The organism is Ralstonia mannitolilytica (genome assembly GCF_905397375.1).
In the GTDB taxonomy this organism is placed as follows: Bacteria; Pseudomonadota; Gammaproteobacteria; order Burkholderiales; family Burkholderiaceae; genus Ralstonia; species Ralstonia mannitolilytica.
The window spans coordinates 445,900-463,991 of record NZ_CAJPVG010000002.1; the positions used below are offsets into that span (position 1 = coordinate 445,900).

20 protein-coding genes and 1 pseudogene are annotated in these 18,092 nt (G+C 65.6%); 15 read left to right on the top strand and 6 right to left on the bottom strand.

The window, feature by feature from the left end:
* Positions 1-24: 24 nt before the first annotated feature.
* The 9 genes from KHN96_RS07775 (at position 25) to ftsB (ending at position 8,460) form a co-directional block, all read left to right on the top strand.
* A complete protein-coding gene (locus tag KHN96_RS07775) occupies positions 25-975 on the top strand; it encodes an alpha-E domain-containing protein (protein ID WP_062739266.1) in 951 nt (316 codons plus the stop codon).
* Between the two features lie 57 nt (positions 976-1,032).
* Positions 1,033-1,869 carry a transglutaminase family protein gene (locus KHN96_RS07780; RefSeq protein WP_045787834.1) on the top strand — a complete coding sequence of 279 codons (837 nt, stop codon included), beginning with the start codon at positions 1,033-1,035 and terminating at the stop codon, positions 1,867-1,869.
* A gap of 97 nt (positions 1,870-1,966) precedes the next feature.
* Positions 1,967-2,869 (top strand): proteasome-type protease, encoded by a 903-nt coding sequence (locus tag KHN96_RS07785; RefSeq protein ID WP_045786497.1) that lies wholly within the window; start codon positions 1,967-1,969, stop codon positions 2,867-2,869.
* A 17-nt stretch (positions 2,870-2,886) separates the two neighbouring features.
* On the top strand, positions 2,887-3,708 hold the full coding sequence (locus KHN96_RS07790; protein ID WP_045786498.1) for an alpha/beta fold hydrolase: 822 nt from the start codon (positions 2,887-2,889) through the stop codon (positions 3,706-3,708).
* A 79-nt stretch (positions 3,709-3,787) separates the two neighbouring features.
* On the top strand, positions 3,788-5,452 hold the full coding sequence (locus tag KHN96_RS07795; RefSeq protein WP_045786499.1) for a CTP synthase: 1,665 nt from the start codon (positions 3,788-3,790) through the stop codon (positions 5,450-5,452).
* Positions 5,453-5,474: 22 nt separating this feature from the next.
* Positions 5,475-6,329: a 3-deoxy-8-phosphooctulonate synthase gene (gene kdsA, locus KHN96_RS07800; protein ID WP_045786500.1), complete on the top strand. Its 855-nt coding sequence runs from the start codon at positions 5,475-5,477 to the stop codon at positions 6,327-6,329.
* A gap of 73 nt (positions 6,330-6,402) precedes the next feature.
* Entirely contained in the window at positions 6,403-6,693 is a 291-nt protein-coding gene (locus KHN96_RS07805) for a DUF1330 domain-containing protein (RefSeq protein ID WP_062739265.1), read from the top strand.
* Between the two features lie 56 nt (positions 6,694-6,749).
* Positions 6,750-8,033 (top strand): phosphopyruvate hydratase, encoded by a 1,284-nt coding sequence (eno, locus tag KHN96_RS07810; RefSeq protein ID WP_045786502.1) that lies wholly within the window; start codon positions 6,750-6,752, stop codon positions 8,031-8,033.
* Between the two features lie 91 nt (positions 8,034-8,124).
* Complete coding sequence (gene ftsB / locus KHN96_RS07815; RefSeq protein ID WP_045786503.1) at positions 8,125-8,460, top strand: cell division protein FtsB; 336 nt, start codon at positions 8,125-8,127, stop codon at positions 8,458-8,460.
* A gap of 36 nt (positions 8,461-8,496) precedes the next feature.
* On the opposite strand, the gene KHN96_RS07820 is transcribed toward ftsB, so the two are convergent.
* The 3 genes from KHN96_RS07820 to KHN96_RS07830 form a co-directional block, all read right to left on the bottom strand.
* Positions 8,497-8,901, bottom strand: coding sequence for a hypothetical protein (locus KHN96_RS07820; RefSeq protein ID WP_045786504.1), 405 nt, complete (start codon positions 8,899-8,901; stop codon positions 8,497-8,499).
* A gap of 101 nt (positions 8,902-9,002) precedes the next feature.
* Positions 9,003-10,016, bottom strand: a complete 1,014-nt coding sequence (hslO, locus tag KHN96_RS07825; protein ID WP_062739264.1) for an Hsp33 family molecular chaperone HslO — start codon at positions 10,014-10,016, stop codon at positions 9,003-9,005.
* Complete coding sequence (locus tag KHN96_RS07830) at positions 10,013-10,540, bottom strand: gamma carbonic anhydrase family protein (protein WP_045786506.1); 528 nt, start codon at positions 10,538-10,540, stop codon at positions 10,013-10,015. Before KHN96_RS07830 ends, hslO begins: the two co-directional genes overlap by 4 nt.
* 114 nt (positions 10,541-10,654) lie before the next feature.
* On the opposite strand from KHN96_RS07830, the gene KHN96_RS07835 reads away from it, so the two are divergent.
* The gene (locus tag KHN96_RS07835) at positions 10,655-11,485 is read left to right on the top strand and encodes a ferritin-like domain-containing protein (RefSeq protein ID WP_062739263.1); all 831 of its coding nucleotides are present in this window, start codon (positions 10,655-10,657) and stop codon (positions 11,483-11,485) included.
* 79 nt (positions 11,486-11,564) lie between these two features.
* Positions 11,565-12,482 carry an alpha/beta fold hydrolase gene (locus KHN96_RS07840; RefSeq protein ID WP_045786508.1) on the top strand — a complete coding sequence of 306 codons (918 nt, stop codon included), beginning with the start codon at positions 11,565-11,567 and terminating at the stop codon, positions 12,480-12,482.
* A 9-nt stretch (positions 12,483-12,491) separates the two neighbouring features.
* Here KHN96_RS07840 and KHN96_RS07845 read toward each other — a convergent pair.
* The 3 genes and pseudogenes from KHN96_RS07845 to KHN96_RS07855 all read right to left on the bottom strand — a co-directional run bounded on the left by KHN96_RS07845 (position 12,492) and on the right by KHN96_RS07855 (position 14,495).
* Positions 12,492-12,880: pseudogene (locus KHN96_RS07845) on the bottom strand (thiol-disulfide oxidoreductase DCC family protein).
* Positions 12,877-13,419, bottom strand: a complete 543-nt coding sequence (locus KHN96_RS07850; protein ID WP_045786510.1) for a DUF4166 domain-containing protein — start codon at positions 13,417-13,419, stop codon at positions 12,877-12,879. The pseudogene KHN96_RS07845 and the gene KHN96_RS07850 overlap by 4 nt, the downstream one beginning before the upstream one ends.
* On the bottom strand, positions 13,416-14,495 hold the full coding sequence (locus KHN96_RS07855) for an NAD(P)/FAD-dependent oxidoreductase (RefSeq protein WP_104609826.1): 1,080 nt from the start codon (positions 14,493-14,495) through the stop codon (positions 13,416-13,418). Before KHN96_RS07855 ends, KHN96_RS07850 begins: the two co-directional genes overlap by 4 nt.
* A 148-nt stretch (positions 14,496-14,643) precedes the next feature.
* Between KHN96_RS07855 and KHN96_RS07860 the strand changes: the two genes are divergently transcribed.
* From KHN96_RS07860 to KHN96_RS07875, 4 genes are read left to right on the top strand one after another with little or no spacing between them, the layout of a single operon-like run.
* Positions 14,644-15,504, top strand: a complete 861-nt coding sequence (locus tag KHN96_RS07860) for a 3',5'-nucleoside bisphosphate phosphatase (RefSeq protein WP_045786512.1) — start codon at positions 14,644-14,646, stop codon at positions 15,502-15,504.
* Between the two features lie 13 nt (positions 15,505-15,517).
* Positions 15,518-16,141, top strand: a complete 624-nt coding sequence (locus KHN96_RS07865) for an L-threonylcarbamoyladenylate synthase (protein ID WP_062739261.1) — start codon at positions 15,518-15,520, stop codon at positions 16,139-16,141.
* A gap of 56 nt (positions 16,142-16,197) precedes the next feature.
* Positions 16,198-16,863 carry a site-2 protease family protein gene (locus tag KHN96_RS07870; protein WP_045786514.1) on the top strand — a complete coding sequence of 222 codons (666 nt, stop codon included), beginning with the start codon at positions 16,198-16,200 and terminating at the stop codon, positions 16,861-16,863.
* 21 nt (positions 16,864-16,884) lie between these two features.
* Positions 16,885-18,087 (top strand): tryptophan--tRNA ligase, encoded by a 1,203-nt coding sequence (locus KHN96_RS07875; RefSeq protein ID WP_045786515.1) that lies wholly within the window; start codon positions 16,885-16,887, stop codon positions 18,085-18,087.
* Positions 18,088-18,092: the final 5 nt, after the last annotated feature.

The window sequence follows — 18,092 nt, forward strand, 5'->3', positions numbered from 1 at the left end:
TAACCGGACACGACAGGGAACGCCATGCTCAGCCGCACCGCAGACCACCTTTTCTGGATGGCGCGCTACACCGAACGCGCCGAAAACACCGCCCGCATGCTCGACGTGAACTACCAGACCTCGCTGTTGCCGCAGTCGGCGGAAGTGGCCGAGCAGGGCTGGTGGGCGATGCTCGACATCTCGGAACTCACACAGGTGTTTGACGAGCGCTACGGGCTGCTCTCGCGCGATGACGTGATCGACTTCATGGTGCGCGACATGACCAATCCGTCGTCGATCATGAGCTGCCTGCGCGGGGCCCGCGAGAACGCCCGGGCCGTGCGCGGCTCCATCACGACCGAGGTGTGGGAAACCATCAACACGACGTGGCTCGATGTGCAGCGCCTCATTGCCGAAGGCATGCTGCGCGATGATCCGTCGCAGTTTTTCGAGTGGGTCAAGTTCCGCTCGCACCTCTCGCGCGGCGTGCAGGTTGGCACCATGCTCACCGACGACGCATTCCACTTCATGCGTCTCGGCACGTTCCTCGAGCGCGCCGACAACACCGCGCGGCTGCTCGACGTGAAATTCCAGTCCACGCCCACGCGCGACGAAGCTGCGGCCGAGCAGGGGGACTTCTATCACTGGGCGGCCACGCTGCGCTCGGTTTCCGGCTTCGAGGTCTACCGCAAGATCTACCGCAACGTCATCACGCCGACGCGCGTGGCCGAGCTGCTGATCCTGCGCAGCGATATGCCGCGCTCGCTGCTCGCCAGCATGGACGAGGTCGTGGCGATTCTTTCGGTCGTGCGCAACAGCCAGTCGGCGGAAACCGAACGACGCGCTGGTAAACTGCACGCCGACCTGCGGTACGCGCGCATCGAAGACATTTTTGCCGTGGGCTTGCACGCATGGCTGACCAACTTCCTGGAGCGCATCAACGATCTGGGCAACGGGATCAGCCAAGACTTCCTGGTGCCGCTCGATGTGGCGTAACGCGCGGGGCCTTCCGTACCTATCGGGCCGTCGCTCATGTGCGGCGCCCGCGTTATCGTGAAATACCAAATTCGACATACGACGGTCTACCGTTATGCCGAGCCGCTGCGCCACAGCGTGCATGAGCTGCGGCTCACGCCTCGCAGCGGCACGCTCCAGCAGGTGGACAGCTGGCAGATTCATGCGCCCGGCAACCTCACGCGCGCCACGGACGGTTTCGGCAACGTCGTGCACCACTTCACGCTGGGGGCGCGCACGGACGACGTCACCATCGACGCGCGCGGCATCGTCGAGGCCTTTCCCGCCGCCGCGCCGGGCAGCCGGCACTTTACCGATGCGCCGGGGGAAGGGCGCTATCGCGTGTCGCCACTGTACTTTCTCAGCACCACGCCGCTGACTTCAGCGCCGGCCGACATGACCGCCTTCGCCCGGCAGCACGGGCTCGTGCCAGGCAATGCCGAATCCGCATTGCGTCTTGCGCAGGCCATTGCCCAGCGTGTGCGCTACAAGTCGAACACGACGCATGTCGGCACCACCGCCGCCGAAGCGTTCGGCCTCGGCACCGGCGTGTGCCAGGACCAGGCGCAGGTGATGGTGGCGTGCTGCCGCGCGCTCGGCGTGCCGGCGCGGTATGTCAGCGGCTATTTCCACGCGATTGGCGAAGAGGAACTCGCCAGCCATGCCTGGGCAGACGTGTGCCTCGATGCCGAATCGCATACGTGGTGCAGCATCGACGTGACGCACCAGTGCTTTACCGACGAGCGCCATGTCCGGCTGGCCGTCGGGCGCGACTACCAGTCAGCCGCGCCTATCCGCGGCGTACGTCAGGGCGGTGGCGCCGAGACCATGGACGTCAGCATTTCCATCGAACCGCTGCCGGCCGATCCTTCCTGAGCCCGGGTGAATCGAGCATCCCTTCCAAGCGTGCCGGCACGTTGCCGCTGGCGCGCTAGAATGCGTTCGATCGACTGTTTCCGTACGTGCTTCGCCGATGACTTATTGCGTTGCCATGCGCCTGGACGCTGGCCTTGTCTTCCTGTCTGATTCCCGCACGAACGCTGGGGTGGACGCCATTTCCACCTTCCGCAAGATGACCGTCTTCGAGCGGGAAGGCGATCGCGTCATGGTGCTGCTCACTGCCGGCAACCTCGCCATCAGCCAGGCCGTGCGCCAGGTGCTGACCGAGGCGCGCGACAACCCACGTTCGCTGTGGACGGCGCGCGACATGTTCGAAGCGGCCACCATCGTCGGCGAAGCCGTGCGCGAGGTCTATGACCGTGACGCCGCCGCGCTGGCCAAGGCCCACATCGATTTCAATGTGAGCATCATCTTTGGCGGGCAGATCGGTGCCGAACGCCCGCGCCTGTTCAACGTCTACGCGGCCGGCAACTTCATCGAGGCCACGCCCGAGAACTGCTATTTCCAGATCGGCGAGGCCAAGTACGGCAAGCCGATCATCGATCGCGTGGTGACCCCGAGCCTGCCGCTCGACGAGGCCGCCAAATGCGCGCTGATCTCGATGGACTCCACCCTGAAGTCGAATATCTCCGTGGGCTTGCCGCTGGATCTGCTGGTTTACGAGGCGGACTCGCTGCGGGTGACGCGGTTTGTCGCCATCGATGAGGAGAACCCGTATTTCGCGATGATCCGCAGCACATGGGGCAAGCGGCTGCGTCAGGTCTTTGCCGAAATCGACGATCCGGACTGGGAGGCCCATCCCGAGGCGGCGCATCCGCTGCGCCGCGAAGGGCACCCGTCCATCGCCGTGGAGCCGGTGCGCATTGCGCCCCCGGCCGCCGATGCGCCGCCCGCGCCGAAACGCGCGCCGGAGCCGACGCTGGAGCAGGTGTCCACGATCCAGCGCGTGGCCGGCGGATCGCAGAAACCTCACTGAGGCGCCGGGAGCGGCATATGCGCGACGTGATGCTCTTTTCGCATGCCAACGGATTTCCGGTGGGCACCTACCGGAAGATGTTGGGCGTGCTGGCTGATGAATTCGACATCCGGGCAGTCGAGCGTTTCGGGCATGACCCGCGCTTTCCCGTCACGCGGTCGTGGCCGGGGCTCGTGAAAGAGCTGCTGGCCGAGATCGATGCGCAGCCCGAGCCCGTGTGGCTCGTGGGCCATTCGCTGGGTGGCTTCCTCAGTCTGATGGCGGCTCTGCGCCGGCCGGAGCGGGTGCGCGGTGTCGTGATGCTGGATTCCCCGATCATTGCCGGGTGGCGCGCCAAGCTGTTGCGCGTGGCGCAGTGGCTGGACATCGACGAGCGCCAGTCGCCGGCCGCTGCCACCAAGAACCGGCGCAATGTGTGGCCCGACCTCGATTCGGTCTGGAGCCACTTCAAGGCCAAGAAGAAATTCGACCGCTGGGACGAAGACGTGCTGCGCGACTACGTCGAACATGGCACCGAACCCACGGGGCGTGACACGGAGCGCACACTGCGCTTTTCGCGCGAGGTCGAATACCAGATCTACCGGACACTGCCGACCAACATGGGCCGCAAGGTGGCTGGCGGTACGCCGTTCCCGGTCAGCTTCGTGGCGGGCACGCGTTCGCGCGAAATCCGGCAGGTCGGCCTCGGGGCCACGCGGCGCATCGTGGGCAGCCGCCTGCGGTGGATCGAAGGCAGCCACCTGTATCCGATGGAAAAACCGCTGGAAACGGCCGCGCTGGTGCGCCAGCTGATCAACGACATGCGTGCTGAAGCAGGCGCCATGCGGCACGCCGCCTGAGCCGACGAAATCCTCCGTTCTGTCACGGATCGTGGAGGGCACCTTTGGTATAATCCGGCTTTCCCCGGCAAGCTAGGTCATGACCAAGTTCGTATTCGTTACCGGTGGCGTAGTGTCCTCACTCGGCAAGGGCATCGCCGCCGCCTCGCTCGCGGCCATTCTTGAGTCGCGCGGCCTCAAAGTCACCCTCCTCAAACTCGATCCCTACATCAACGTCGACCCGGGCACGATGAGCCCGTTCCAGCACGGCGAGGTGTTCGTGACGGAGGACGGCGCAGAAACCGACCTCGATCTTGGTCACTACGAGCGCTTCGTCTCGGCCAAGATGCGCAAGGCCAACAACTTCACCACCGGCCAGATTTACGAATCCGTGATCCGCAAGGAGCGTCGCGGCGAGTATCTCGGCAAGACGGTGCAGGTCATTCCGCACATCACCAACGAAATCCAGGCTTTCATCGAACGCGGCGCCAAGGCATCGCACGACGGCAAGGCGGATGTGGCGATCGTCGAAATCGGCGGTACGGTGGGTGACATTGAATCGTTGCCGTTCCTGGAAGCGGCGCGTCAGATGAGCCTGCGCCTGGGCCGCAACCAGGCGGCGTTCGTGCACCTGACGCTGGTGCCGTTCATTGCCAGCGCCGGCGAACTCAAAACGAAGCCGACCCAGCACTCGGTGCAGAAGTTGCGCGAGATCGGCGTGCAGCCCACCGCGCTGCTGTGCCGTGCCGACCGCCCCATTCCCGATGACGAGCGCGCGAAGATTTCGCTCTTCGCCAACATGCCGCAGGACGCCGTCATCTCGGTGTGGGATGTCGACACCATCTACAAGATCCCGCAGATGCTCAACGAGCAGGGGCTGGATCGCATCATTTGCGAAGAGCTGCGCATCGAGGCGCCGCCCGCGGACCTGTCCGTGTGGGCGCGCATGGTGCACACGCTGGAAAACCCGCAGCACGAGATCACCATCGGCATGGTCGGCAAGTATGTCGACCTGACGGAATCGTACAAATCGCTGATCGAAGCGCTGCGCCACGCTGGCCTGCATACCTCGACGCGCGTCAACATCGAGTACATCGACTCCGAAGAACTGGAGTCGGGCCACATGGATGTGCTCAAGTCGCTGGACGCCATCCTGGTGCCGGGCGGCTTCGGCAAGCGCGGTACGGAAGGCAAGATCCGTGCGATCCAGTACGCCCGCGAGAACGGCGTGCCGTACCTCGGCATCTGCCTGGGGATGCAGCTGGCCGTGATCGAGTTCGCGCGCCATCTGGCCGGCATGACCGACGCCAACAGCACGGAATTCAATGACGAGACCGAGCATCCGGTGGTCGCCCTCATCACCGAGTGGCTGGACCGCGATGGCCGTGTGGAGAAGCGCTCCGCCGATTCCGACATGGGCGGTACGATGCGCCTCGGTTCGCAACGCGTGCCGGTGCAGCCGGGCACCAAGGCCGCGCAGATCTATGGCACGGAAGTCAATGAGCGCCATCGTCACCGCTATGAGGTGAACAACCACTACGTGCCCCAGCTCGAGAAGGCCGGGATGATCATCTCGGCGCGCACGCCGTCGGAGAACCTGCCGGAAATGATGGAGCTGCCGAGCTCGATGCACCCCTGGTTCGTCGGCGTGCAGTTCCACCCGGAATTCACCTCGACGCCGCGTGACGGCCATCCGCTGTTCAAGGCTTACGTGGAAGCTGCGCTTGCGCACCACCAGCAGAACGCGCAACGCGCTGTCGCCTAGGGCGTCGGCGCACAGGAACATCATGAAACTCTGCGATTTCGAAGTCGGCCTCGACAAACCGTTCTTCCTGATTGCCGGCACCTGCGTGATCGAATCGGAGCAGATGGCGATCGACACCGCCGGTACGCTCAAGGAGATCACGGGCGCGCTTGGCATTCCGTTCATCTACAAGTCGTCGTTCGACAAGGCGAATCGTTCCTCGGATGCCTCGTTCCGCGGGCTCGGTATGGAAGAGGGGCTGCGCATCCTGGCGGAAGTCCGTCGCCAGGTGGGCGTGCCCGTGCTGACCGACGTGCACGAGATCGACGAGATCAAGCCTGTGGCCGAAGTCGTGGACGTCCTGCAGACCCCGGCCTTCCTGTGCCGCCAGACGGATTTCATCCGCGCCTGTGCGCAGAGCGGCAAGCCCGTCAACATCAAGAAGGGTCAGTTCCTCGCGCCGCACGACATGAAGAACGTCATCGACAAGGCGCGGCATGCGGCTCGCGATGCCGGCCTGCCGGAAGACAACTTCATGGCCTGCGAGCGTGGCGCTTCGTTTGGCTACAACAATCTCGTGTCGGACATGCGCTCGCTCGCGATCATGCGCGAGACGGGCGCACCGGTCGTGTTCGACGCGACGCATTCGGTGCAATTGCCGGGCGGCCAGGGCACCAGCTCGGGCGGCCAGCGCGAATTCGTGCCGGTGCTGGCCCGCGCAGCCATTGCGACGGGTGTGGCGGGCGTGTTCATGGAAACGCATCCGGACCCCGCATGCGCCAAGTCCGACGGCCCGAATGCCGTGCCGCTGCGCCGCATGAAAGACTTGCTGTCAGTACTGAAAGAACTGGATGCGCTCACGAAGCGCAGCGGTTTCCTGGAAAATCAGTTCGATTGAACGCTTGACCCCACCCGACCGGCGGCGCTGTTAGCCGCCGTCGTCGTTTGTTGCTGCTTCCGGAGAGAGACACATGGCCGCTGGCTACATCCTCGCGTACGTGGACGTGACCGACACGGTGCAATACGAGCAATACAAGGTGCTGTCGACCAAGGCCATGCAGGCCCACGGCGCCGAAGTCCTGGTGCGCGGTGGCAAGACCGAGCAATTGGAAGGGGAGTGGGCTCCCACGCGCGTCGTCGTGCTCAAGTTCCCGAGCTATGACGCAGCCAAGGTCTTCTATGACAGCGAGGAATATCGCGCCGCCCGCGACGCGCGCGCCAAGGCTGCCAAGATGAACATGATCGTGGTCGAAGGCGTTTAACCGGCGCCGGTCGACTTCGTAGCGTTACCTGCTTTAAGACACCAAGAGGGATTTTCATGAGTGCCATCGTAGATATCATCGGTCGCGAAGTGCTGGACTCGCGCGGCAACCCCACCGTCGAATGCGACGTGCTACTGGAATCGGGCGTGATGGGTCGCGCCGCGGTGCCGTCGGGCGCCTCGACGGGCTCGCGCGAAGCCATCGAACTGCGCGACGGTGACAAGTCGCGCTACCTGGGCAAGGGCGTGCTGAAGGCCGTCGAGCACATCAACACCGAAATCTCCGAGGCCATCATGGGCCTGGACGCGTCGGAACAGGCGTTCCTGGACCGCACCCTGATCGACCTGGACGGCACCGAGAACAAGAGCCGCCTGGGTGCCAATGCCATGCTGGCCGTGTCGATGGCCGTGGCAAAGGCTGCCGCCGAAGAGGCCGGCCTGCCGCTGTATCGCTATTTCGGCGGTTCGGGCGCGATGCAGATGCCGGTGCCGATGATGAACATCGTCAACGGCGGCGCGCACGCCAACAACAGCCTCGACATCCAGGAATTCATGGTGATGCCGGTCGGCCAGTCGAGCTTCCGTGAAGCCCTGCGCTGCGGCGCCGAGATCTTCCACGCGCTGAAGAAGATCCTGGCCGACAAGGGCATGAGCACCGCCGTGGGCGACGAAGGCGGTTTCGCACCGAACTTCGCCAGCAACGAAGAGTGCCTGAACACCATCCTGTCGGCCATCGACCAGGCTGGCTACAAGGCCGGTGAAGACGTGCTGCTGGCACTCGACTGCGCCGCTTCGGAGTTCTACAAGGACGGCAAGTACCACCTGGAAGGCGAAGGCCTGCAACTGTCCTCGGAAGAGTTCGCCAACTACCTGGCCAACCTCGCCGACAAGTTCCCGATCGTGTCGATCGAAGACGGCATGCACGAGAGCGACTGGGCCGGCTGGAAGATTCTGACCGAGAAGCTCGGCAAGAAGGTGCAGCTTGTGGGCGACGACCTGTTCGTCACCAACACGCGCATCCTGAAGGAAGGCATCGAGAAGGGCATCGCCAACTCGATCCTCATCAAGATCAACCAGATCGGTACGCTGACCGAGACGTTCGCGGCCATCGAGATGGCCAAGCGCGCCGGTTACACCGCCGTGATCTCGCACCGCTCGGGCGAAACCGAGGACAGCACGATCGCCGACATCGCTGTCGGGACGAACGCTGGCCAGATCAAGACGGGCTCGCTGTCGCGCTCGGACCGCATGGCCAAGTACAACCAGCTGCTGCGCATCGAAGAAGACCTCGGTGATATCGCCAGCTACCCCGGCAAGTCGGCGTTCTATAACCTGCGATAATCCTTCGCAGTTTCGCCCCGCATGACCGTGCGACCGCCGATGTGGCGGTCGCGTGGTATCTGGGGCTGCACCTTCCACGCCCGACGTTCGCATGCGCCTGATCACGCTGTTCCTGCTGCTGTTGTTGCTTGCCATCCAGTACCCGCTCTGGCTCGGCAAGGGCGGCTGGCTGCGTGTGTGGGACATGCAGAAGCAGGTGAGCGCGCAGAATCAGCGCAATGGCGAACTGAAGCAGCGCAACACCAAGCTCGAGGGCGAAGTGAAAGACCTGAAGGACGGCACGGGCGCCATTGAAGAGCGCGCGCGCTACGAGCTTGGCATGGTCAAGGACGACGAGGGTTTCGTCCAATTCGTGGCGCCGGCGCCCAAGTCCAGCCAGACTCCCCCGCCGCCTCCGCCCCCGGCGGGCCAGCAGAGTCGGCACTGACAACGCCGGGTGGATGCCCCCCGGCATCGACCCGCTTCACCAGTAGTACGGATAGCCCCAGACGGGCGCGCCATAGCGGAAACCCCAGCCACCCCGGTGGCGCCATCCACTGCCGTAGTAGACCGAGTAGCTGCCATAGTACGGATACGGCGCATAGTAAGGCGTGGCTGCATAGGCCCGCGCCTGGGCTTCGCGCTGAACGGCCTGGTCGGATTCGCGCAGCGCCTTGGCGTTCAGTTCATCAAGCTTCTTGCGATCTTCCGGCGACAGCGGTGCGGGTTCGGCAGGCTGTGTATCGGCCGGCAAACGTGCCGTATAAGGCGTGCCGCCGGGCCCGCGCGGCACGGCGACGCAGGCGGACGCCAGCAAGGCCACCGCCATCGGCAGCGCGAGCCTCGCGGTACGACGAACGTTGGATGACCGGTTGATGAGCTCTGGCATGGTGGACCCCGCAACGGGCGGATGACGGAACTGGCGGCTTGGAGTGTGGGCGGCGTGCGGAAGTGCCGCTATTCACGCATCTTCATACTATGTCGCCGCGCTCAGTGGCGCTGGTCCGGCGCGCCCTGAATACCTTGTGCGACAGTGTCCTGCGCGAAGAGCTGTGCACAATCCACCGCATCGAAGCTGTAGTGCTGACCGCAGAATTCACAGTCGATCTCGACCTTGCCGCGCTCTTGCAGGATGCTGTCGATTTCGGGCTGGCCCAGCGTGCGCAGCATCGCACCCACGCGCAGACGCGAGCACGAGCAACGGAAGTGCGGTGCCTGCGGCTCGAACATGCGGATGCCGGCGGCCTCGAGCTCTTCCCAGTACAGGCGCTTGATCAGCGTGTCGATCGGATGCTCGAGCAGCTCTTCGCGGCGCAGCGTCTTGCCGAGCTGGCAGACGCGCTCCCACGTGTCGAGGTCCTGCTCGGGCGCGTTTTCATGGAGCGGCTGGCCGGTCTCGCCCACCTGCGCGGGTTCGCGATCGGGGCGCCCCTCCATGGCGCCTCCGTACGAGGGCAGGCGCTGCAGCAGCATGCCGGAGGCCACCTTCTCGTCGGCGGCAAGCCACAGGCGCGTGTCGAGCTGCTCAGACGTCTGCATATAGTGCTCGAGCACCTCGGTCATGCTGGCGAGCGCCCCGTTCTCATCCGACAGCGGTACGATGCCCTGGTACGGCTGCTGGCCCGGCAGCTTGTCTTGCGGATCGAGCGTGATGGCGAAGCGGCCATGACCCTGCACGTTCACCATCGAGGCCAGCGTGGCGTCTTCGGCGATCTCTGCGCCTTCGACGATCTTGGCGGTAGCGCGCATCGACAGGTCGGAGTTGCACTCTACGACGAGCATGCGCACTGGGCCATCGCCGTGCAGCTGCATGACCAGCGCGCCATTGAACTTCAGGTTGGCTGACAGCAGCGCGGCGGCGGCCATCATTTCGCCCAGCAACGTCTGCACCGCAGCGGGATAGCGGCGGCGGCGCAGCACCTCTTGCCAGGTCGCTTCCAGGCGCACCAGTTCACCGCGCACGGGCGCGGCGTCGAATACAAATTTCTTGAGCTCGTCAGTCATCCATCGATCCGTTTCAGTTGCTGCTTGTACATCGCCTGGCGCACCGCGTACGTTTCCGTATTCAGGTGCATCTTCGCGATGTCGTCTTCCGTCAGTTTGCGCACGGCCTTCGCGGGCGCGCCCAGGATCAGCGTGCCGTCTTCGAAGACCTTGCCTTCGGTGACGATCGCGCCGGCGCCCACCAGGCAGTTCTTGCCGATCACCGCCCGATTGAGCACCACCGCCTGGATGCCGATCAGCGAGCCTTCGCCGATCGTGCAGCCGTGCAGCATGGCCTGATGGCCGATCGTCACGCGGTCGCCGATGTTCAGCGGGCAGCCCGGGTCGGTGTGCAGCACGGCGCCTTCCTGCACGTTGCTGGCCTCGCCTACGGTGATCGGCTCGTTGTCGCCACGGATGACCGCGCCCGGCCACACGCTGGCGCGCGCCTTGAGCTCCACGCGGCCGATCACGGTCGCTTCGGGGGCCACGTAGGCGTTGTCGTCGATGGTCGGGGCAATGTCGCCGAGTTGGTAGAGGGCCATGCGATCGGTCTCCAGAATCTGCGTAGATGGGGGAATGGCGCGCGTCTTCAAGCCGGCCCCGCGGCCGCCGCGACACGTCGACTTAAAATGGCGGAAAGTCCGAATTGTACGCTGATGACCGCCCTCCAGACGCCCGCCGATTCGTTGCGCCACGCCGCTCTGGCCGCCTTGTGCCTCACCGATCCTGTCAGCAAGGTCGACGCCACGTTGCGCCTCGGCGAGCGCGCGAAGAGCGCGGACGACGCCAGTTGGCGCATCGATGCCGTCATTACGGCGCCTGCGGGAAGCGTGCCCGGTCGGCCGTGCGCGCCGGTCCTGGTGCCGCCCGCTGAAGTGCCGCGTCGCCGTGCGATCGATACGCCGCATGGCCGAGCCGTGCTGCTGCACGCGCTCGCCCATATCGAATTCAACGCGATCAATCTCGCGCTCGACGCCGTGTGGCGTTTTGCCGGCATGCCGGTTGCGTTCTACCAGGATTGGACGCGCGTGGCCGCTGAGGAGGCGACGCACTTTTCGCTGTTGTCGGCACATTTGGCCACGCTCGATTGCCGCTATGGCGACCATCCCGCCCACGACGGGCTGTGGCAGATGACCGAGAAGACTGCCGCCGACCCGCTCGCGCGCATGGCCCTGGTGCCGCGCACGCTGGAGGCGCGGGGCCTCGATGCCTCGCCGCCCATTCGCGCCAAGCTTGCAGCCGTGGGGGACATGGCTGCAGCCGGCATCCTCGACATCATCCTGCGCGACGAAATCGGCCACGTGGCCGTTGGTAACCGCTGGTACCGCTGGCTGTGCGAGCGGGTGGGGCTCGACCCCGTGTCGACCTATCGCCAACTGGCCGAGCAATACGGGGCACCGCGCCTGCGCGGGCCGTTCAACCTCGACGCCCGCCGTCAGGCCGGTTTCGACGACGACGAAATCGCGGCGCTCGAAGCGTCGTTCTAAGCGCCACGGGCGGAGCGGCCCGCCGCTATAATCGCCGGAAAAAGAACGATCGTTCGATTTCTATTCGGTGACGGAAACCATGGACTCCTCCACGCAGCCGGCAGTGCGCCAGGCCTCCCGCTCCACTTACCTGCCGGTTCGCGGCCTGCGCTACCACATTCGCGAGTGGGGTGAGCCGGGCGCGCCGATCCTGTTTCTCTTCCACGGGTGGATGGACGTGTCGGCATCGTTCCAGTTTCTCGTGGATGCCTTGCGCGAGCGCTGGCACATCGTGGCGCCCGATTGGCGCGGCTACGGGCTGACGGCGCGGCCGACCGAGGCGCCTGGCGTGGAGTGCTACTGGTTTGCCGACTACCTGGCCGATCTCGAGGCCATCGCCGACCACTACCAGCCCGAAGGCCAATTGACTCTGGTGGGGCACAGCATGGGCGCCAACGTGGTCTGCCTGTATGCGGGCATCCGGCCGGAGCGCGTGCGGCGCGTGGTCGATCTCGAGGGTTTCGGCATGGCCGCGTCAAAGCCGTCCCAGGCACCGCGCCGCTATGCGCGCTGGCTCGACGAGCTCAAGGACAAACCGAGCCTGAGCACTTACGCCACCGAGGGCGATGTCGCCGCGCGCCTGCAGAAAACCAATCCGCGCCTGCCGGCCGACAAGGCAGCGTTCCTGGCGCGGCACTGGTCGCGCCAGAACGCCGACGGCCGCTGGGAAATCCTCGGCGATCCGGCGCACAAGATCGTCAACCCGCAGCTGTATCGGCTGGATGAAGTGATGGAAGTCTGGCGACGCGTGACCGCGCCCGTGCTGCATGTCGAAGCCGTCGACTCGCCCACGCTCAAGGCCATTGCGGGCGACGTGCCGCTGCCCGAGTTCAAGGCGCGCTTTGCCGCATTTCCCGATTTTCGTGAGGTACTGATCGCCGATGCGGGGCACATGCTGCATCACGACCAGCCCGAGCAGGTGGCCGCGCTGATCGAGGAATTCTGCCGGCAGCCCTGAGGGCGCGGTTCAAGCGAGAAACCGGTGGGCCGCGTCCGGTGGCGGCAGGATGCAGGTAGCCGAACGTCCAAACCACCGATAGCGGTTGCGTGCGGCCCAGCGGTAAAGCGCGTCGCGCAGGGTCACCGGAATGAACCAGCCCATCCATGCCAGGCGCCATGGCCAACCGAGCACATGTGCGATACGTAGTACCGCAGCACTGTCACGCCACGCACGGCCCTCTCGCACGAACAGCATCGTATCGACGTCGTCCGCCTTCACGCCGGCCTGTGCGAGCAGTTGCCGGCCCGTATCGCCTTGCATGGACGCGAAGCGCAGCAGGCGGCGTCGATCATGCCGCAGCAGAAACTGGATTGCCCCGCTGCATAGCCACAGTGCGCGTCATAGACGACGATCATGCCAGCTCCAGCGTCGTCAGGTCCAGGTAGCCGCGATACGCCGCAACGAGGCCGAGCAGCGGCACGCTGGCGCGCACGTGGAAGTGCAAGCGCTCGCCGTTGCCCGTTTCCTCGGCGAGCACGGTGGGCCGCAGCCATGCGGGGCACGGGATACCGAGAAAGCGCAAGGCTTCCAGGCGCATCCGCAAGAGACCGTCCTGCGCTTCCAGCGCAAAGAACAGGTGCACCGCGCCGAGCCGCTCCATAATGCGCCCTCGATGCAGCGTCAACGTCGAGCGCATCGTGTGCCGCGGAAAATGACGCGTCCAGGTTTCCTCACGGGCGGTAGCGTGGAGCGCGAAGTGGATCGGGCCCTGCGTCGGCATGCGTGGCGTGCGGATGCACCACGCGAGCCAGCGCGCGGCACGGGAGTCGGGCGGTTCGGTTTCAACTTCTCCGTGCAGGCGCACTCGGCCCGCCATGCGGTGGAACGACTGGACCGCCGGCGCCAGCTGCGCGTACTGCGTGCCCAGCACGGTTTCGTAAAGCGAGGTGGTCATCCTGCCGTCGCCACATGCAGCTTCGTTTGCAGCCCGGTGTCGTTGCTCGAGTGCGTATGTACGAGCGTCTTATCGGGATACGCATAGCGGTAGGCCCGGCGCAGCGCCATCGCGACTTCATGAAAGCCGGAGAGGATCAGCTTCTGCTTGTTCGGATACAGGGCGATATCGCCGGCTGCAAATACCCCGGGCCGCGAGGTTTCGTACGCGGTGGTTTCCACGACGATGCGCCCTGCGCGCATTTCCACGCCCCAGTTGACGATCGGCCCCGGCTCAGACACCAGGCCGTACAGGGCGACCAGTTCATCGCACGGCAGGACGGTCTCGCCGTCGCGTCCGCGGATGGCCACGCCGGTGAGCGTGCCGTCGGGGGTGCTGTCCAGGCGGGAAAGCATGCCGAGCACGAAATCCATCTCGCCGGCGGCCACGGCAGCGCGCATCTCGGCCACGGTGGCATCTGCCGCGCGAAAGCCTTCGCGCCGGTGCACGAGCGTCACGCGCGCCGCGACCTTGCGCAATGCCAGCGCCCAGTCCAGCGCCGAGTCTCCGCCGCCCGCAATGACGACGCGCTTGCCCGCGAAGCGTGCCGTGTCGCGCACGGCGTAGTGCAGGTGGCGGCCTTCCAGGGCGGCGGCCTCGGGCAAGGCCACGCGCTGCGGGGTAAAAGCGCCGTTGCCTGCGGTGATGAGCACGGCCGCGCAGAGGAACACATCACCGGCGCTCGTGGTGACGCGAAAGCGCCGTCCGTGCTCGTCTTCGAGTGTTTCGACGGCTTCGGCGCGGCGGCCGCACAGGATCGGATAGTTGAACGGCGCGCACTGCGCCATGAGGCGGTCGACAAGTTCCTGCGCGGTGCACGACACCAGCGCGGGGATGTCATAGATGGGCTTTTCAGGGTAGAGCTCGGTGCACTGACCGCCAGGGCGGTCCAGGGCGTCCACCAGCACGCACGACAACCCGAGCACACCCGCCTGGAATGCTGCGAACAGGCCCACGGGGCCCGCGCCGACGACGAGCACGTCGATACGCTGTTCCACTGGGGAGGTCGAGTCGGTGGGGCGGGCGGCGGAAGTCATGGCAAGCACGTGGATAAAGCGATGCGGCCACTATAGCGCGCAGCCAGCGGCGCACCGCGAACACCGGCACGGGCAGTCGGGTCTTCCCAAGCGCGCGCGGCGGCAGGGTACCCGCCCCGATCTCGCGCCGCAGCAGTAAAATGGCGGAATGTCGAATCTCTCCGCCGCCTCCGCCCGCAACGCCGACCTGCACTGTCATTCCACAGTGTCCGACGGCGCGCTTTTGCCGCACGAAGTGGCCGCGCGTGCCGCCGCCCACGGTGTGACGCTTTGGGCGCTGACCGACCACGATGAGGTGGGAGGCCAGGCCGCCGCGCGTGAAGCCGCGACGTCGCTCGGCATGGCGTATCTGGCCGGTGTGGAGATCTCCGTCACGTGGGCGGGGCGCACGCTGCATATCGTTGGTCTGGGCATCGACCCGGAGAACGCCGCACTGGTGCAAGGCCTGGAACGCACGCGCTCGGGCCGCTGCGCGCGCGCCGAAGACATCGCTGCAGCGCTCGCCAAGCTTGGTATCGAGGGGGCCTACGAAGGCGCGCTGCGCCATGCCGGCAATCCGGACATGGTCTCGCGCACGCACTTCGCACGCTTCCTGGTCGAGCAAGGCCATTGCCGCGACATTTCCGAGGTGTTCGAGCGCTACCTCGGCGATGGCAAGCCGGGCTATGTGCCTCACCGGTGGGCGCGTCTGGCAGAAGCCATCGGCTGGATCAAGGGCGCCGGTGGCGTCGCGGTGATGGCGCACCCGGGGCGCTACAGTCTGTCGCTCGTCGAACACAACGCGCTGTTCGATGAGTTCAAGGAACTGGGCGGCGAGGGCGTCGAGGTGGTGACCGGCAGCCACACGCCTGACCAATACGCGCTGTACGCAGACGTCGCACGCCGCTACGGGCTGCTGGCCTCGCGAGGCTCGGACTTCCACGGCCCGGGAGAGGGGCGTGTCGAGCTCGGCGGGCTGCCGCCGCTGCCCGACAACCTCACGCCGGTCTGGCACCGGTGGATGAGTTGAGCGCCGGCCGAGCATGTCCCAGTTTTTCCAGATTCACCCCGTCACGCCGCAAGGCCGGCTCATCCGCCAGGCAGCCGAGATCATCCGCGCCGGCGGCCTGGTCGCTCTGCCGACCGATTCCTGCTACGCGCTCGCCTGCCACCTGGACGACAAGGCCGCGGTGGAGCGCCTGCGCCGCGTGCGCGGCATCGACGAAAAGCACCACCTGACGCTGATGTGCCGCGACCTCTCCGAGCTGGCCACGTTTGCGCGCGTCGACAACAAGCAATACCGCGTGCTGAAGGCGGCCACGCCGGGGCCGTTCGTGTTCCTGCTCGAAGCGACCAAGGAAGTGCCGCGCCGGCTATCGCATCCGTCGCGCAAGACAATCGGCCTGCGTGTGCCGGAGCACCCGATTCCGCTGGCATTGATGACCGAGCTGGGCGAGCCGCTGCTCTCGGCCACGCTGCAGCTGCCTGGTGACGACGTGCCGCTGAACGAAGCGGAAGCCATTCGCGCGCGGCTGGAGAAGCAGTTGGAACTCGTCATCGATGGCGGGCCGGCGCCGGCGGAGCCCACCACCGTCATCGACCTGACCAGGGGCGAGCCGGAACTCGTTCGCAAGGGCCGCGGCGATGCGGCCCGCGTGGGCCTGTAGTCGATGCCATACCTGGCCGGCGTGCTGTGGCGCGCGCTTGCTACAATAGCCGGCTTATGGACCCCACGCTGATCCAGAACATCGCGGTTTACGCGATCCCCGTCCTGCTTGCCATCACGCTGCATGAGGCCGCGCATGGTTACGTTGCCAAGCATTTCGGCGACGACACCGCCTTTGTCATGGGCCGCATCAGTCTCAACCCGCTGCGGCATGTCGACCCGATCGGCACCGTTGCGATGCCGCTGCTGCTGTATTTCGCCACGAGCGGCGCGTTCGTGTTCGGTTATGCGAAGCCTGTGCCGGTGCGTTTCGATCGCCTGCGTGATCCGCGCTGGAACGGCATGTGGGTGGCGTTGGCCGGGCCCGCCACCAACTTCGTCCAGGCGATTCTCTGGGGCGTGCTGGCGGTGGCGCTCGTCGTAGGTGGCGTCACCGAGCCGTTCCTGACTGGCATGGCCCGCGCCGGTATCCTGGTCAACATGGTGATGGCGGCGTTCAACATGTTTCCGCTGCCGCCGCTCGACGGCGGGCGCGTGCTCGCTGCGCTGCTGCCGCCGCGCGCGGCGATGGTGCTGGCCCGCATCGAGCCGTTCGGCTTTTTTATCGTGATGGCGCTGATCCTGTCGAACGTCATCACCAATGTCTGGATGCGCCCGATCATGGCGCTGCTGCTTCAATTGCTGCAGTGGATTCTGAGCCCGCTGCAGATGCTGTTTTCCTGAGTCTTCAACTCCATTCCCCACATGTTTCCTGAACGCGTTCTCTCTGGCATGCGTCCGACCGGTGCCCTGCACCTGGGCCACTACCACGGCGTGCTGAAAAACTGGGTCCGGCTGCAGGCCGAATACCCGTGCTTCTTCTTCGTCGCCGACTGGCATGCGCTGACCACGCACTACGAGTCGCCCGAGGTGATCGAGGAATCTGTGTGGGAAATGCTGATCGACTGGCTGGCCGCCGGCGTCGATCCGACGCAGGCCACGCTGTTCATCCAGAGCCGTGTGCCCGAGCACGCCGAACTGTTCCTGCTGCTCTCGATGGGCACGCCGCTGGGCTGGCTCGAACGCGTGCCGACGTACAAGGATCAGATCGAGAAGCTCAAGGAGAAGGACCTCTCCACGTACGGCTTCCTCGGCTACCCGCTGCTGCAGGCAGCCGACATCCTGATCTACCGCGCCGGCTTCGTGCCGGTGGGCGAAGACCAGGTGCCGCACGTCGAGATGACACGCGAAGTCGCCCGCCGCTTCAACTACCTGTACGGCCGCGAGCCCGGCTTCGAAGAGAAGGCGCTCGAAGCCGCCAAGAAACTCGGCGGCAAGCGCGCGAAGCTGTATCTGGAACTGCGCACCGCCTACCAGGAGCGCGGCGAAGACGAAGCCCTGGAGCAGGCCCGCGCATTGCTGGCTGAATCCCAGAGCCTCTCGATGGGCGACCGCGAACGCCTGTTCGGCTACCTGGAAGGCGCCCGCAAGATCATCCTGCCCGAGCCGCAGGTGCTGCTGACCGAGGCCTCGCGCATGCCCGGTCTTGATGGCCAGAAGATGTCGAAGTCGTACGGCAACACGATCCGCATGCGCGAGGACAAGGAATCCGTCGAGAAGAAGGTCCGCACCATGCCGACCGATCCGGCCCGCGTGCGCCGCACCGACCCGGGCGACCCGGACAAGTGCCCCGTGTGGCAGTTGCACCAGGTCTATTCCGATGCGGACACCAAGGAATGGGTGCAGAAGGGCTGCCGCAGCGCCGGCATCGGTTGTCTGGAGTGCAAGCAGCCGGTGATCGAAGGCATCCTGCGCGAGCAGCAGCCGATGCTCGAGCGTGCCCAGAAGTACATGGACGACCCGTCGTTGCTGCGCGCCATCATCGCTGACGGCTGCGACAACGCGCGCAAGGTCACGCAGGAGACCATGCGCGAGGTGCGCGAGGCGATGGGCCTGGCCTACAGCTGATACGC